This window comes from Chloracidobacterium sp. D (genome assembly GCF_018304685.1).
GTDB classification, from domain to species: domain Bacteria; phylum Acidobacteriota; class Blastocatellia; order Chloracidobacteriales; family Chloracidobacteriaceae; genus Chloracidobacterium; species Chloracidobacterium thermophilum.
In genome coordinates this window covers 1,643,163-1,658,437 of record NZ_CP072634.1, presented here as the reverse complement: position 1 = coordinate 1,658,437, position 15,275 = coordinate 1,643,163, and the positions used below count along the sequence as shown (strand labels likewise).

Sequence of the window (15,275 nt, the reverse complement as noted above, 5' to 3'; positions counted from 1 at the left end):
TATCATTTCAAGAATGTTATGACGGCTCTGAACCTTACCAGAGGATAACCAGCCCTGCCTTCCCGGTCAGCAGGTGCGTTTGACGACGACCACCGTGATGTCGTCCTCCGGGACGGCCCCGGAGGCAAAGGTCAGAGCTTTTTCGACAATGGTTTCACATAGCTCGCGCGCCGGCAGGTGGGCATGGTGGTGAAGGACGGCTTCCAACCCATCATAGCCGAAGTAGCTTCCAGTGCGGTTTTTGAGTTCCGGGAGTCCGTCGCTGTACAGCACGAGAACATCCTGTGGGTTGAGTGCGTGGGTCAGGATGGGAAGCCTGCCCAGTGTCGGCCGTACTCCCAGCGGGTAGGCTCCTCCTTCCAGGCTATGGGCGGTTTTCGTGGCAGCGCAGTACACTATGGGGTAAGGGTGTCCGGCATTGGCAATGGTGACATGTCCGGTGGGCACGTCGAGCAGCGTATAGCAAAACGTCATCAGGTCGCGGCGCGTGCCATTTTCATGGATGAGTTTGTTCAGGGTCTGCATGACGTGCACCGGGTCTGGTGAAATGCCAAGCTGGTTGAACAGCGCGCCTTTGGCCAGCGCCATCAGCAGTCCCGAAGAGATGCCATGGCCGGAGGCGTCTCCGATGACCACGGCCAACCGTTTCTCGCCGACGTGGATGTAGTCGTAATAGTCGCCCCCGATGTCTTCTGCCGGACGTGACAGCCCTGCCACCTCGAGGCCCTCCAGCGGCGGCTCACCCTGGGGCAGCATTGAAGCCTGAATGCGGGCGGCCAGGGCCACTTCGGCCTGGAGCCGCTGGCGTTTCATTTCTTCTTCGAGGAGACGGATGTTTTCAATTTTGACGGCCGCAACACTGGCAATCGTGGTCAGCACCTCCAGGTCGTCCGGCGTAAAACGGCGCTGGTAGGGGTTTTCGACGTAAATCAGCCCGTGGAGCTGCTCCCGAAACAACAGCGGAACACACATCACGGAGCGAATGTCGCCGAGCAGAATGGACTGGCTGCCGGCAAAGCGCGGGTCCTGCCGGGCGTCGGAGGTCAGCACTGCCGCTTTGGTTGTCAACACCCGTTCGGTGATGCTCTGGCAGACGACAGCTTCCTCACAAGGCAGGCGAGTGGTGCGGGTACGCGCCACACGGCACTCAAGCTGCTGGGCGTGGTCGCAGGTCAGCAGGAATCCCCGCTCGGCTGGCAGCGACTCGAAAACCAGGCTCATGACTTCTTCCAGCGTTTCGCTGAAACTGACATTGGAAAGCAGCGTGACGCCGACCTTGCTCACGAGCGCCAGCAGGTCAGGGCGCTGCGGCTCCAGCTTCGTTTCCGGGAAGGTCTCGGCTGTGGCTGGTTTTCCCGGAGTGGCGGCCAGAAGTGTTTCCCCGGGCGCAGCTTGCGGGGCGTCGGGGAGTCCCCCGGAACTGCGCTCAAAGGCACGATGCAGAATTTCTTCTGCTGTGTTGACCGTTCCCATCCCGATCTGCGCTTCCGGGACTGTAGCCAAAGATGTCCGGGAGTACGTCACCGACGGCGCGGCAGTCTGGGTAAAGTGCGTTTCGGGGACGAGTTCGAGTTCGGTTTCGCCAATGCGGAAGCGTTCCCCTGGGTGGAGGCGGATGGGCTGCGCAAGGCGCTGTCCCTGGTAGTAGGTGCCATTGGCGCTGCGGAGGTCTTCCAGGATGTAGGTCTGTCCGTCTTGCTGAAGTGCCGCGTGGATGCGCGAAGCAAAGGAGTCCGGCACCATGATATCGGCACGCACGCTGCGCCCAATGGTGTAACGGGGTTTGACCAGCAATATCCGGTGTGGTGGTGTGTTGGGCAGGTGAATGACGAGGGAATACATTGCGTCTGGGTCGGGCGTCTGTTGGCTGGAAGTCAGCACATGGCGGCAAAAAATAGTCGAAAAGTGTGCCCGGCGCTACGGCCGAACTTCAGCGCGGTGCCATAGATGCTGGCTGCGCAAGGGCGGCCGGGAAAGCAGGCGTAGGGAGACCGGGTTGTTCTGCGGCCGACAGTGATCAACAATACAAAACCTATGTTTCTCCTTGCCTGCGCCTTTGTCCTGGGAATTCTGGATGGTTTGTGGTCGCCGCCCCGCGAACGGGTCTGGCCGGTTCGGGTCCTCTTGGGGCAAGCTCTGGCCCGCCTGCTGTGGTGTGGCGCGCTGGGGATTCTCGCCGGACAGCTCGGTGTCTGGGTGGCCGAAGCGGCGTTCCTGATGGGTTTTGGGCGGCAGGTGTTCTTTGTCCCGGCTGTGGGGCTATTGCTGTTGGCGCTGGGGTGGATGGGCTGGCGTTGGCGGCTGGGCCGCCGCCCCTGGGCGGCATCCCGGCTGGTGCATCCATTCGCTGTGGTCATCCGGGTTTCTTCGCTGCTGCTGGCAGCCCTGCTGCTTGCCCTGACGACCTGGGAAATCCGGCAGGCAGCCGTGGCGATGCTGTGCTTTGGCTTTGGCGCGTTGCCCGGAGATGTGGCGCGGTCGCTGTTTTCCAACAGCCGGTGGTGGGAACGGCTCCAGCCGCTGGCTGCTTCCGGCGCAGCCGGAGGGCTGACCGTGGCCGCTTTGGTGCTGACTGCGGCCGGATTGGGCTACGACGTGTTCACCGGACGCGCGCTGGGCGATGATCTCGATCACCTTGGGCACGTCATCTCCGGTGACGACAGCCTGATCGCCATTGGCGCACCGGTCCCGGATGTCGCCTTCAAAAGCCTCGACGGGCAGACCGTCCGCCTGAGCCACTACCGCGGCCGCGTCGTCGTTCTGGTGGCGATTGGAACGCGCTGCCCGTGCGTTGAAGCCTACCGCGCCCGCCTCAACGCGCTGGCCCAGGCTTATGCTCCGCGCCAGGTGGTCTTCATCGGTTTCAACCCGAATGCCAATGAGTCCCTGACGGAAATCCGCGAGCGGCAGAAGGCCAAGCCGTTCGTTTTTCCGGTCGTCGTGGATGAAGGCCGTCAGGCCACTGACCTGCTGGGCGCCACCTGCATGACAGAATGCTTTCTGGTGGATGCCGCCGGGCGGCTCCAGTACCACGGGCGCATTGACGACAACACCTATCACCCGGAGCGGGTAACAACACATCTTCTGCAGGAAGCTCTGGAAGCCGTCCTGTCCGGGCGTCCGGTCAATGTCCTGTGCCGGCCCGCCATTGGATGCGCCATCGTGCGCCAGAAGCCCGGCGAGGCTCAGCGCAACCAGTAGAGATCAGCGCAACCAGTAGAGAATGGCGACAACCGCCAGCCCATACAGCACGAGGTTGACCAGCGATGCGCCGTCGTTGAGCAGCGCCTTTTCCGGGCTGCCGCCCATCTGCCGCCGGTGGATGAGGTACAGGTAGCGAAAGATGCCGTAGAGCACAAACGGCACGGTGAACACCAGCCGCGTCGTGCCAAACTTGGCGACTGTTTCAGGGGCGACGGTATAGAAGGTATAGCAGACGACGGTCGCGGCCGTGACAACCGAAATCATCTGGTCAAGCAGATCGGGCGTGTATTCACCCAGAATCCGCCGGTGGGCCGTGGCGCCGTCTTCGAGCAGCAGCAGCTCGTGCCGCCGCTTGCCAAGCGCCAGAAACAGCGACAGCAGCATGGCGCAGATGAGCAGCCAGGCAGAAATCGTCACGGCGATGACCTGTCCGCCGGCAACGGCCCGCAGCACGAATCCGGCTGCAATGCACCCCACGTCGAGAATGACGACGTGCTTGAGGCGTACCGTGTAGGCGACTTGCAGCAGGAAGTACGCCACGGCCGTCCAGGCAAAGGGCGTTGAAAGCCAGAAGGCCGCCGCCAGCGCGCCCGCTGACAGGAAGGCACAGGCCGCAATGCCAACCGGGACTGGCAGCGCCCCGGAGGCCAGCGGCCGGTGCCGCTTGAGCGGATGGGCGCGGTCGCTTTCGATGTCGAGCAGGTCGTTGAGCAGATAGACGCCGCTGCTGAGCAGGCAGAATACGGCGCAGGCGGCACACACCAGCACCGTCTCCCGCCAGTGAAAGAGGTTTTGCGAAAAGAGCAGCGCCGGAAACAGCAGCACGTTTTTTGTCCACTGCTGCGGACGCATCGCCTTGAGCAGGGCCAGGGGCAAGGTGAGACCGAAGGAGACGACGGCAGTTGGCATAGGCGGTGACTATAACCGACCGGCCCGGCCGGGGAGTAGGGTGTCTGGCCGGTCCGGTTAGCTGCTCTGGCCGGTTAGCTGCTCTGGGACGTGAATTGAAGCTCGTAGAGCCGGCGGTAGGTTCCTTGGGCGGCCGTCAGGGTGGCGTGGTCGCCAGCTTCGACGATGCGCCCGCGCTCAAAGACCAGAATCCGGTCGGCGCGCTGAACCGTCGCCAGCCGATGGGCGATGACCAGTGTGGTGCGTCCCTGCATCAGGGTCGTCAGCGCCGCCTGGACGAGGTGTTCGGATTCCGCATCCAGCGCCGAGGTCGCCTCATCGAGCAGCAGAATGGGGGCGTTGCGCAGCAGGGCGCGGGCAATGGCAATCCGCTGGCGCTGTCCGCCGGAAAGTGCCCGTCCGGCTTCGCCAATCCGCGCGTCATAGCCGCCCCGTTCGAGAATGAACTCGTGGGCGTAGGCTGCGCGTGCGGCCTGCTCGATTTCGGCGCGGGTGGTGCCGGGCCGTCCATAGGCGATGTTTTCGGCAAAAGTGCCATCGAAAAGCACCGTTTCTTGGGGAACATAGGCCACAAGCTGCCGCAGGGCCGCACGGGTGACGTGGCGGATGTCCACACCGTCCAGGGTGATGTGTCCACGGGTGGGGTCATAGAAGCGCAGGAGCAGGGCAAAGACCGTGCTTTTCCCGCCGCCGCTCGGCCCGACCAGCGCGACGGTTTCCCCCCGGCGGATGGTGAAGGTGACGCCGTCAAGTGCCGGCCGCGCCGTTCCGGGATACGTGAACGCCACGTCGGTCAGCGCCAAAGTCTGCTGGAAGGTGGCCGTCGTCAGCGCCGTTGGAGCCTCCGTAACCGGCGAAGACTCATCGAGCAGGGCAAACAGCCGACCGGCAGAGACAATCACCTGCTGGTAGGCCTGGTAGGTCTGGGTCAGCTTGCGCAGCGGGTCATACAGGCGCACGAGCGCCAGCAGTGTGGCAGTAAAAGCGCCGGGCGTCAGTTCGCCGCTGGCAATGAGGTGGTGGGTGTAGAAGATGACGCCCGCACCTACTACGACGCCCAGCACATCCAGCAGCGGGGAGGGCAGAAACAGGGCGCGGGCCGTACGGAGGTTGAAGCGCCGCAGCCGCTGAACGGCTGCCTGAAAACGCACCTGCTCTGCCGCCTGTGCGCTGTACGCCTGGACGATGCGGTAGCCGGACAGCACTTCCGTCGCCAGCGCCAGCACGTCTTCAATCGCCTGCTGGGTGGCGCGGCTGGACTGCCGGAGGCGGCGTCCGAATGTTGCTGTCAGCAGCGCCAGCAGCGGCACGACGGACAGGGTGAGCAGCGTCAGCTTCCACGACAGCATCAGCGCCAACGCCAGCAGGCAGACCAGCGTGAAGCCTTCCCGCAGGGCATCCGCCAGGTATTGCGCCACCCCGGACTGCACCTTTTCCACATCGGTGATGAGCGCATTGGTCAGTTCGGCCGTGCGGTGGCGGTCGAAAAAGGCGGCTGATTGGTCGAGTGCATGGGTAAAGAGCGCCATGCGCAGGGTGACGATGACCGACTGCCCCACGGAGGTCAGCAGGAAGTTGGCGGTAAATTCTGCCAGTCCGCGCAGGAGACTGAAGCCGATGAGCAGCCCCAGGACGACCATCCAGTAGGCGCTGCCGGCCGGGAGCCAGGTCTGCAACCGGGGCACGGTGATATTCCCGATGGTGGTCGGGAGGGTATCGCTGCCAAGACCCAGACCGTCGAAAATGGGCTGGATGAGCGCCGTACGGCCGGCCTCAAACAGACCGACGCCAGCAGCAGCCAGGATGGCAATGGCAATCCGTCCGGCATGGGGGCGTGCGTAGCCCAGCAGGCGCAGCAGGTCTTTCATGGCGGACAACTTTAGAGCAAATTGCCGCCCTGTCCACTGCCTGTGCAAGCCGGAAGCGGTACCTGCCAGGCAACCCGAAGCGTGGTGAGTCACCTCCGGGTCACACCGGCGTTTGAACCTGGCAAGGTTGGGCCAACGAATCGGTTGCTGCTGTTCTGGCGTGGGTGATAGAGTCGCGCCCCATGGCGAGCGTAGTCAGCGGTAGCCAGCCGCAGCGCACGATTGGGTCCTGGCTGAAGCGCCTTTTGTGGCGGGTGACGTTTGTGTCTCTGCTCGTCCTGGCTTTCATTGCCGGCAGCATGGCCACGTGCTACCTGACACGGGGGGAGCGGGTAACAGTTCCGAACGTGGTCGGGAAAACCGAACCTGAAGCCCGTGAGATACTGGAAAAGCAGGGATTGCGCGTCGTGATCATTGAAGTGCCGAACGCGCCGGAGCCGGTGGGCACGGTCGTGCGCCAAAACCCGAAGGCGGGCAGTGTCGTCCGCCGTCCCTTTCCGGTGAAGATCAATGTCAGTCGCCCCCAGTGAGTGGGCCCGGCGCGTTTTTCGCCCGTGCGGCCATAAGATGAACGGTTTGGTGGGAAATGACAGGTCAGACTGAAGTCAAGATAGCGCCTTCGATTCTATCGGCCGACTTTGCGCGCCTTGCGGAAGAAATCCAGCGGGTGGAAGCGGCCGGCGCGGACCTGCTGCACGTGGATGTCATGGATGGGCACTATGTCCCCAACCTGACGATTGGCCCGCCGGTAGTGGCGGCGCTGCGCCGGGTGACGCGCCTGCCGCTCGACGTGCACCTGATGATGACCAACCCGGATGCCTTTCTGAAGGACTTTCGGGATGCTGGCGCCGACAGCATTTCCGTCCATGTGGAAGTCGTTCACCATCTCCATCGCACGCTCGAAGCCATCCGGTCACTGGGGGCGCGGCCCGGAGTGGTGCTCAATCCCGGAACGTCGCTGGTTCTGCTGGAAGAGGTGCTGCCCTTTGTGGATTTCGTACTGGTCATGACGGTCAATCCGGGCTTTGGCGGGCAACGTTTCATCGAAGCCTGTCTGCCCAAGGTGGCCCGTCTGCGCCAGATGATTGACGAACGTGGTCTGGACGTGGCCATTGAAGTGGATGGCGGCATCGGTCGGCACAACGTACGCGCACTTGTGGAGCGCGGTGCCCAGTGGATCGTTGCCGGCTCGGCCGTGTTTGGGACGCCTGATCCGGGGCTGGCCGTCAGGCAGCTCCGGGCGGCGGCCCTGGGTGTTGCGCTGCCTGATGGTGAGTCCGGCGAGGCCGTGTCTGCTGCGGTGTGAAGTCATCAAAGCCGGGGGCTGTCTCCCGTGCTTTTCTGGTGGAGGGCTTGGAAATTTGCTGATGTCAAAAAGGTTTGAGCCGATGCTGAAGCGGAGTTGGGCGTTGTTGGCCCTGGCGGCCTGTCTGGCGGCTTCCCTGGCCTGTGGAAGCCCCAAGAAAAAAGTCACGACTGAGGAAATCCGTGAGGGGCGCGACCGGGAGCTGTATGCCGAAGGGTTGCGCGCCATGCGCAAGCGGCGCTACGAAGAAGGGCGTTTGCTGCTGAGCACCCTGATTGGAAGCTACGACAGCAGCCCGCTGCTTCCGCTCGCCAAGCTTCTGATTGCCGACTCGTTTTACCGCGAGGGCAGCGCTTCCAGCTTGGCGCAGGCCGATGTGGAATACCGCGAGTGGTTGCAGTTTTTCCCGCAGCATCCGCTGGCGGATGATGTCCTGCTCAAGATTGCCCAGATTCACGTCCGCCAGATTGGCCCGGCCAATCTCGACAACACGGAAGCGCGACGCGCGGAGCGGGAGTTGCTGCGGCTGGTCCGGGAGTATCCGCAGTCAAAGCTCCAGCCCCAAGTGCAGGAATACCTGAAGTTCACCCGTGAGCAGCTTGGCATGCACAGTCTGGGCGTGGCGCGCCTGTACTTCAAGCAACAGAAGTACGTTGCCGTCAAAGGACGCTGCGAGAGCATCATTCGGAACTATCCTGACTTTACCTACATGGACGAGACGCTGTTCCTGCACGGCGTGGCGTTGACCCACCTGGAGGATACACCGGAAGCGGCCAAGTCCTTTGCCCGGATTGTGCGCGAGTATCCGAACAGTGAATGGCGCGACAAGGCGGCGGAGTACCTCGAACGTTTTGGCGTGGAAGTGCCAGCTCCCGCCGAGGGTGCCGAAGTCAAGCAGGTGGTGCGCAAAAGCTTCATCAAACGCAAGTTCGAGGAAATTTTCGGCCCCAGCGCCAGCGTGACAAAGGAAGGCATCATCCTCAAGAAGGACGACACCATTGATCCTGAAGTCGAGGAGTTGCTGGTGAGCCTGGGTGTGCGGACGGATGTCATCACCCCCGAATCCACCATCACCGGGCAGGGCAAGCAAATCCAGACCTACGGGCAGCGCGCCCTGAACGGGCAAACCGAGGCAGCACGCCCAACGGCTACCGAACCCGCTCCGACGTCCAGACGGGCAGATGAACCCACCCCCAAAGTCGTCGAGCCAAAGAAAAACAAGAAGTCAAAAGCCCAGCCACCCCGCTAGCTTTGCGCCTGTTGCATCTTCTCTCCCGGCATGTGTCATGGCCGGCGCTTCCCTCTGCGCCGCCGTGGCCCGTGCCCTGCCTGCGCCACGTCCATGAAACCTTTGAAAGCTTCCTTCACTGCGCTGCTTTGCCTGTTTCTGCTGATGCCGCTGCCTCCTTCTTTTGCCCAGTTCCCGCCGCCGCCCGCGACGGCCACTATCGCCTTTGATTTTCGGCAGTTTGCGCCTTACGCCCCGGACTTTGTTTCTCCCTGGACGACGCTGGGTTACGAAATTGGCAGCTTTCACACCAACTATGCCGGCTTTGAGCGTGTTCTGCGTGACTATGCAGCCAGGTCCGAGCGCCTGCGCGTCTTTGAGCGCGGCCGGACCGAAGAGCACCGGACGCTCTACACGCTGGTCATCAGCGCCCCGAAAAATCTGGCCCGGCTGGAAGCCATCAAGGCCGATGCGGCCCGGTTGGCCGACCCCCGTCAGCTTTCAGACGAGGCGGCCGAGCCGCTCATCCAAAACCTGCCGATCATCGTCTGGCTGGCCTACAGCATTCACGGCAACGAGTCGGCGGCTTTCGAGGCTATGCTCGAAGTGCTCTACACGCTCGTGGCCAGCCAGCATCCGACGATTACCGAACTGCTCGACCAGACCGTGGTGGTCATCAATCCGTGTCAAAATCCTGACGGCCACGAGCGGTTTGTCACCTGGTACAACGCCGTCGGCATGGGGCGTCCCGAACCCTTTGCCATCGAGCACCGTGAGCCATGGAGCATCTACGGGCGGCTGAACCACTACCTGTTTGACCTCAACCGGGACCTGGTCATTGCCTCGCAGATCGAATCCCAGTCCGCCATGCAGGCCTTTCTGGAGTGGCATCCACAGGTCTGCGCCGACCACCACGGGCAGACGGTCAACTATTTCTTTCCGCCAGCAGCCTTGCCCATCAATCCGAATCTTGACCGTGGGCAGTCGGACAAGTGGCTGGAGATTTTCGGGCGCGGCAATGCCGCCGCCTTTGATCGTCACGGGTGGCAGTATTACGTCCGGGATGTGTTCGATCTGTTTTATCCGGGCTACTGGGATAGCTGGTCGTCACTCAACGGCGCGACCGGCATGACGTATGAGACCGACGGCGGTGGTTGGAAAGGACTCAACTGGCGGCGGGACGATGAAAGCATCCTGACCCTGCGGGACGGCATTGCCCGGCACTTCACGGCCTCGCTGGCGACGTTGCAAACAGCCGCGACGCACCGCGTGGAACGGCTGCGGGATTACCGGGCGTTTTTCGTCCGCTCCATTGCCGAAGGGCGGCAGGGCCCCCTGCAGTGTGTGGTGTTCCCACCGGAAGGGGACGCGGGGCGTCGCCAGCGGCTCGTGGAGGCCCTGCTCCACCAGGGCGTGGAGATTCAGATGGCCAAAGCTCCCTTCACCCTCAAAGCCGTCCACGACTACTTCGGCGGCGTCCAGCCGACGCGGGAGTTTCCGGCCGGCACACTGATGGTCACGTTCGATCAGCCACGGGGACGCATGGCCCGGGCGCTGCTGGAACCGGACACCCGGCAGGACCAGGCCTTCATCGAGCGGCAGCTTGAAAAGGCGCGGCGCAATACCAAACGCGGACCCAACGCCCCCAAGGAAGAAACCGAGTTTTACGACATCACGGCCTGGTCACTGCCGCTGGCGCTGGACGTGCCGGCATACTGGGCGGGAAGCCGGCCGACGGTTCAGACCACGCCGGTCACCTCGGTCGTGCCACCGATGCCACAGCCGCCGCCCCCGGCCAAAACAGCGTATGTCTTTGGCTACACGTCGGACGCCGAGGCCAAACTGGCGCTACGTCTGCTTCAGGAGGGCTACCGGCTGGCGACGGCGGTTCGTCCCCTGCGGGCCGGAGAGCGCACCTATCCGCGTGGGAGCTTCATTCTGCGCACCGAGCGCAACCCTGAAACCCTCCACACGCGCCTGCCCCTGCTGGCCAGCGAATGTGGGGTTGAAGTGCAGTCCATCAATTCGGCCTACACGGACACCGGTATCACGGGTGTTGGATCGGAAGGTGTTTACACGCTGCGCCCACCGCGCATTGCCGTCATTGCCCAGGAAGGCGTCAGCCAGACTTCATACGGAGCGCTGTGGTTTATGTTGTCCAGAGACATCGGGCTGGAGTTTACGCCCATCACGGTCGAGACCTTCTTGGATTTGCGCCTCAGTGAGTTCAATGTACTCATTCTGCCGGATGGCTCACCGGGAGCGTACCGGCGGGCTTTTGGCAAGGAAGGCATCGAGCGGCTCAAGCTCTGGTGCCGCGAAGGCGGGACGCTGATTTGCTTTGGAGGGGCGGCCGCCTTTGCTGCCCATAAAGACGTTGATCTGACAAGCGCGCGGCTCGTTGGAGAAGAAGGCGAAAAAGACGAAAAGGACAGTCAATCACCGATGCCTTCTGACAAGCCCGGCGCGGCGTCGGATGAAGCTGCCGGAGCACCGGAAACCGGCAGCACACCAGCACGCTATCGGGAGCCGGGGCGCAAAAAAACAACCGCCAGGGAGAGCCAGAAAACCGTTGAGCCAACGGCTGATGCGGCGACCTCCCCCGATGCCGGATTGGGCAAGGAACCGTTGCCGCTGCCGGGAGCCATTTTTCGGGCGGTGGTCAATCGGGAGCATTTTCTGACCTTCAGCCATGAGCAGGCGGAGCTTCCCGTGTTGCTGACCCAGCGTTTCTTCCGTCCCTCAAAAACCGGCACCAACGTGCTGACCATCGAAAATCCCAAGCCACTGTCCGGCTTCGTCTGGGAGGGAAATACGGAGCGGTTTGTCCGTCAGACGGCGCCCGTCATTGAAGAGCAGATTGGTTCCGGGCACGTCGTCCTGTTTGCCGACGACCCACACTACCGGGGCATCTGGCACGCCCAACGCCGCCTGTTTCTCAACGGGCTGATCTTCGGCCCGACGATTACGTTCAGCACCGGGTTGCGTTAGGGGCCGCCGCTGCACCAAATCGTGCACCTGGAGAAGCCGGCCGGCTGTGGTTGTTTCCGACCACGCCCGGCCGGCTGTGCTTTTTGTTCACCAAATAGTGGAAAACAACCAGGTTGTCCTTTCCCAGCCGGTCTTCCGGGGGCTTTGGCACGCCCTTTGCCTACGCATAAAGCCAGTGATTGCCAGTTCACGATTAGGAGGCTTTTCCATCATGTGCCGTTTGACAACTGAAGACAGCTTATTTTCAGTCGCCTTTACCCCCTCGCCTGCCACGTTTCCTCCCTCATCTGACTTTGCCGACAGTTCACTTGGCGATATATCTGAAAACCATCTGCTGGGACGCGAATTTGGTCTCGAACCGGGCGTTCCCGGTTTGGATGAAGTTGCAGAACTGGAAGAAGATGTCACCCCGGAGTCCACGACGGAACCGGAGCCGCCTTCGCCGGCGGCAGCCGAAACTTTTGAAACCCTTTACCGCCAGCATTACCGGCGGGTCTATGCCATCTGCCTGCGCATGACTGGCAACCCGGATGATGCGGAAGACCTGACCCAGGAGGTGTTTGTACAGGTGCTCCGCAAGCTGGACAGCTTCCGTGGCGAAGCGGCGTTCACCACCTGGCTGCACCGGATTGCCGTCAATCAGGTGCTGATGCACTTCCGCAAAAAGTCCAACCGGATGGAGAGCGTGACTGAAGAAGGCGATATGCCGGAAGAAGTCACGCCGGTCATGATCCGGCAATCGCAGACGCCACTTGTGGACAAGCTGGCGCTGCTGTCCGCCGTCAAAAAGCTGCCCCGTGGGTATCGTACCGTGCTCATCCTGCACGACCTGAACGGTTATGAGCATGAGGAAATCGGCGGTCTGCTCGGCATCAGCGCCGGCACATCGAAGTCGCAACTGCACAAGGCCCGCGCCCGGATGCAGGAAATCCTCACGGGGGCCAGAGCCGCCTGAAGGTCACGGCCACCCAACCGCTAACGGGCAGGTTCGGCGCCTACCCCTTCCAACCGAAACAGGGCCAGTTGCCCATCCTGCCGGACGAGCGTGGCGTACCTCCGCAGGTACGCCACAAATCGTGCCCGTTCAGCTTCGTTTTCAAACGGCGTGGTCTGTGGACCCAGTACGATGCCGGGCGCGATGAGCAGCCAGTCCACATCGAGCCGGGCCACGGCTGTGGCCAGCTCATCTGCCGTGCGGGTGCCCCGGACAAGACGCGCCAGGGTGTAGTCCTCAAAAGCGTAATCGGTCAGAAACGGGCGTTCGAGGTAGTACGTCCGCGCCCCGGTCGTGACCAGCCAGATGTGCGCCTGTGGTTCGGTGTTCTCGGCAAGAAAGCGGAAAAGTTCGTATTCGGGCAGCTTCGACCGAAGGTAGTCCTGGGACGGAACAAGACCCAGCCCGGCTGCAACAGCCTGTCCTTCGACGGCCAGATCAGCCGTGCGCAGAGCATTGGCCGTGATGAACAGTCCCAGGCAGATGAGACCAATCCGGCGCAAACCCCGGTTGACGCCAAGCCAGTCGGCGGCAAACCAGACGCTCACCACCGCCACCGGCGGCAGGACGGGGAGCAGAAGGCGTACCTGCTGCGACGACAGCGCCCACAGCCCGAAAAACAGGCCAGCAAAGGCGGTCAGTCCCCGCAGGCGGCTGTCCATCCGCCGCCACAGCCCCAGCGCCGGAACGAGCAGAAAATAGACGGCGCCAATTTCGCCGTCGTAATGCCGGATGTCATCCGTACGGGCCAGCCAGCACACCCGCCAAGGAAGGGTGAGATAGTCGAGCCAGTCTTTCGTGGCGCTGCCGTAGCCCTGCAGAAACAGCAGATGCAGGCGGGCGCGGTCAGCATCCCAACCGGCGCTCTGCGTTGGAAACAGTGTGTAAAGCAGCGGGAAGACCGGGTTGTGAACCAGCCACAGATTGCGCCCGTACCATGGCGCGGCGACGACCAGCAGCGGCCCGAAAAACAGCGCCAGGGTCTGAATGACACGCCCGATGGACGGCTCCGGGGAAGATTTCCGGGATGTTGCCGCCAGCCATCCCAGCAGTACCGGTGTCAGCGCCAGCGCCAGCGGCAGCGCCATGTATTTGATGCTGGCCGCGCCGCCAAAAAACACGCCGGCCAGCACCAGCGCCGAAGTGCGGCCTGTGGCGTGCCAGTCCAGAAGGCGGTGCAGCGCCTGTACGACGTAGAACGCCAGCGCCAAATCCACATAGGGCCAGCCGGCTTCGAGCCAGACCATGGGGGTGCTGGCGAGAACGGCGGCCGCCAGCCATCCGCCGGTGGACGACAGCCCTGTGGCGCGGGCCAGCCGGTACGTACCAAGGCACAGCAGCAGTCCGAAGCCAGTGTGGATGAGCGCGGCCGTCCGGTCACTCCCGACGCTCATGCCGCAGGCGTACAGCCCTTCGACCAACTGTGGAAAGTAGGCAAAGATGTTGTTGGGAAGTTCGACGAAGCGCCCGGCCGCCAGATAGGTCTTCTGGACGGCGAGGTGATACACGAGCGCGTCCTTGGCCGTAGGCGGAGCCAGAGCGGCAAGGCCGGCGCTGCCGAAGCTGATGAGAATGACCCCCAGCGCGGCGCGGTTCGTCCAAGGCATCTGCCGCCAGTGAGTCCAGCCCCCGGCAAGGGCTGTCCACCACGCGCGATCAAGCAGCCCCAGCGCGCCAAGGCCAAGGAACAGCAGTGCCAGCGGCCGCCCGTAACCGCCAAACGTCTGGGCCGCAAAGACCAGCCAGCCCGCGCCGATGCCCCCCAGGGCGAGATCGTCAAGGGCGCTGTGGACAGTGCCGGGCAGGAGCAGACGCCGGCACACCCGGCCGCCAAAGCGAAGGCCGGAAAACAGCAGCCCGACAATGACGAGATCAAGGGCGGCTTGACGCAGCAGGGTCATTCATGCCTTGGCAGTGGTTACCGCCGAGGGCGCGGCGGCTTCAAGCCGGAAAAGGCGGCAGAAGTTCATGGTCGTCAGCCGGCCGAGGTCGGCGACATCCATTTCGTGAAGCTGTGCCAACTGGCGGGCGACTTCAATGACGCGCACCGGCTCATTGCGTTTGCCACGGTAGGGTTCCGGCGACAGGAAGGGGCAGTCGGTTTCAATCAGCAGACGTTCACGCGGCACGGCACGGGCGATCTCGCGCAACTCGTGGTTTTTCCTGAAGGTGACGTTGCCGGAAAAGGAAATGTGGAAGCCCAGCTCGACGCCAGCTTCCATGAGCTTCCACGAGCCGCTGAAGCAGTGGAAGATGCCGGGCCGTTCGACGCCTGTCCAGTAGTCGCGCAGCATGGCGATCATGTCTTCGTCAGCGTCCCGGATGTGCAGGATGATGGGAAGCTGGCGTTCGCGGGCAAGGGTCATCTGGCGGGCAAAGACGCGCCGCTGTACGTCACGTGGTGAGCGGTCATAGTAGTAATCCAGCCCGATTTCGCCCCAGGCAATGACTTTCGGATGCGTCATCAGATCGAGCAGTTTGGCTTCGAGCGAGGGGTCATAAGCGGCGGCATCGTGGGGGTGTACCCCGACCGCGCCGTAGATGTCGGGTTCACGGTCAACGATGCGCATACCGATGTCAAGCGAACCACGGGCGATGTCGCCGCCGCAGATTTCGAGCATCATCCCGACGCCGGCTGCGCGCGCCCGGTTGAGGACGGCCTCCCGGTCTTCGTCGTAGCTGTGAAAGTCCACGTGACAGTGTGAATCCACGAACATCGTTTATCTACTCCTGCGCAATCGTAAGTCGTCCCGGAAAGCACATAAAATCATTGCC

The 15,275-nt window shown here is 62.8% G+C and carries 11 protein-coding genes; 6 read left to right on the top strand and 5 right to left on the bottom strand.

The genetic code is table 11. The features are described 5' to 3' along the window. Positions 1–66 precede the first annotated feature (66 nt). On the bottom strand, positions 67–1,842 hold the full coding sequence (locus J8C01_RS06915; RefSeq protein ID WP_211431440.1) for a SpoIIE family protein phosphatase: 1,776 nt from the start codon (positions 1,840–1,842) through the stop codon (positions 67–69). A 192-nt stretch (positions 1,843–2,034) separates the two neighbouring features. On the opposite strand from J8C01_RS06915, the gene J8C01_RS06910 reads away from it, so the two are divergent. Then, entirely contained in the window at positions 2,035–3,201 is a 1,167-nt protein-coding gene (locus J8C01_RS06910; protein ID WP_211431439.1) for a redoxin domain-containing protein, read from the top strand. A 3-nt stretch (positions 3,202–3,204) separates the two neighbouring features. On the opposite strand, the gene J8C01_RS06905 is transcribed toward J8C01_RS06910, so the two are convergent. Beyond that, complete coding sequence (locus tag J8C01_RS06905) at positions 3,205–4,113, bottom strand: decaprenyl-phosphate phosphoribosyltransferase (protein WP_014099910.1); 909 nt, start codon at positions 4,111–4,113, stop codon at positions 3,205–3,207. Positions 4,114–4,187: 74 nt separating this feature from the next. Beyond that, positions 4,188–5,981, bottom strand: a complete 1,794-nt coding sequence (locus J8C01_RS06900; protein WP_211431438.1) for an ABC transporter ATP-binding protein — start codon at positions 5,979–5,981, stop codon at positions 4,188–4,190. A 182-nt stretch (positions 5,982–6,163) separates the two neighbouring features. Here J8C01_RS06900 and J8C01_RS06895 point away from each other — a divergent pair, with 182 nt between their 5' ends. From J8C01_RS06895 to J8C01_RS06875, 5 genes are all read left to right on the top strand, one after another. Further along, a complete protein-coding gene (locus tag J8C01_RS06895; RefSeq protein WP_211431437.1) occupies positions 6,164–6,511 on the top strand; it encodes a PASTA domain-containing protein in 348 nt (115 codons plus the stop codon). A gap of 56 nt (positions 6,512–6,567) precedes the next feature. Further along, positions 6,568–7,287: a ribulose-phosphate 3-epimerase gene (gene rpe, locus J8C01_RS06890; RefSeq protein ID WP_211431436.1), complete on the top strand. Its 720-nt coding sequence runs from the start codon at positions 6,568–6,570 to the stop codon at positions 7,285–7,287. A 61-nt stretch (positions 7,288–7,348) separates the two neighbouring features. Beyond that, positions 7,349–8,536 carry an outer membrane protein assembly factor BamD gene (locus tag J8C01_RS06885; RefSeq protein ID WP_041569126.1) on the top strand — a complete coding sequence of 396 codons (1,188 nt, stop codon included), beginning with the start codon at positions 7,349–7,351 and terminating at the stop codon, positions 8,534–8,536. 93 nt (positions 8,537–8,629) lie between these two features. Beyond that, positions 8,630–11,506 carry a M14 family zinc carboxypeptidase gene (locus J8C01_RS06880; protein WP_014099905.1) on the top strand — a complete coding sequence of 959 codons (2,877 nt, stop codon included), beginning with the start codon at positions 8,630–8,632 and terminating at the stop codon, positions 11,504–11,506. Positions 11,507–11,717: 211 nt separating this feature from the next. Further along, positions 11,718–12,461 carry an RNA polymerase sigma factor gene (locus tag J8C01_RS06875; RefSeq protein ID WP_014099904.1) on the top strand — a complete coding sequence of 248 codons (744 nt, stop codon included), beginning with the start codon at positions 11,718–11,720 and terminating at the stop codon, positions 12,459–12,461. A 20-nt stretch (positions 12,462–12,481) separates the two neighbouring features. On the opposite strand, the gene J8C01_RS06870 is transcribed toward J8C01_RS06875, so the two are convergent. Both J8C01_RS06870 and J8C01_RS06865 read right to left on the bottom strand, forming a co-directional pair. Then, the gene (locus tag J8C01_RS06870; RefSeq protein WP_211431435.1) at positions 12,482–14,401 is read right to left on the bottom strand and encodes an ArnT family glycosyltransferase; all 1,920 of its coding nucleotides are present in this window, start codon (positions 14,399–14,401) and stop codon (positions 12,482–12,484) included. Then, entirely contained in the window at positions 14,402–15,217 is an 816-nt protein-coding gene (locus tag J8C01_RS06865) for a TatD family hydrolase (RefSeq protein WP_211431434.1), read from the bottom strand. It lies immediately after the preceding gene. Positions 15,218–15,275: the final 58 nt, after the last annotated feature.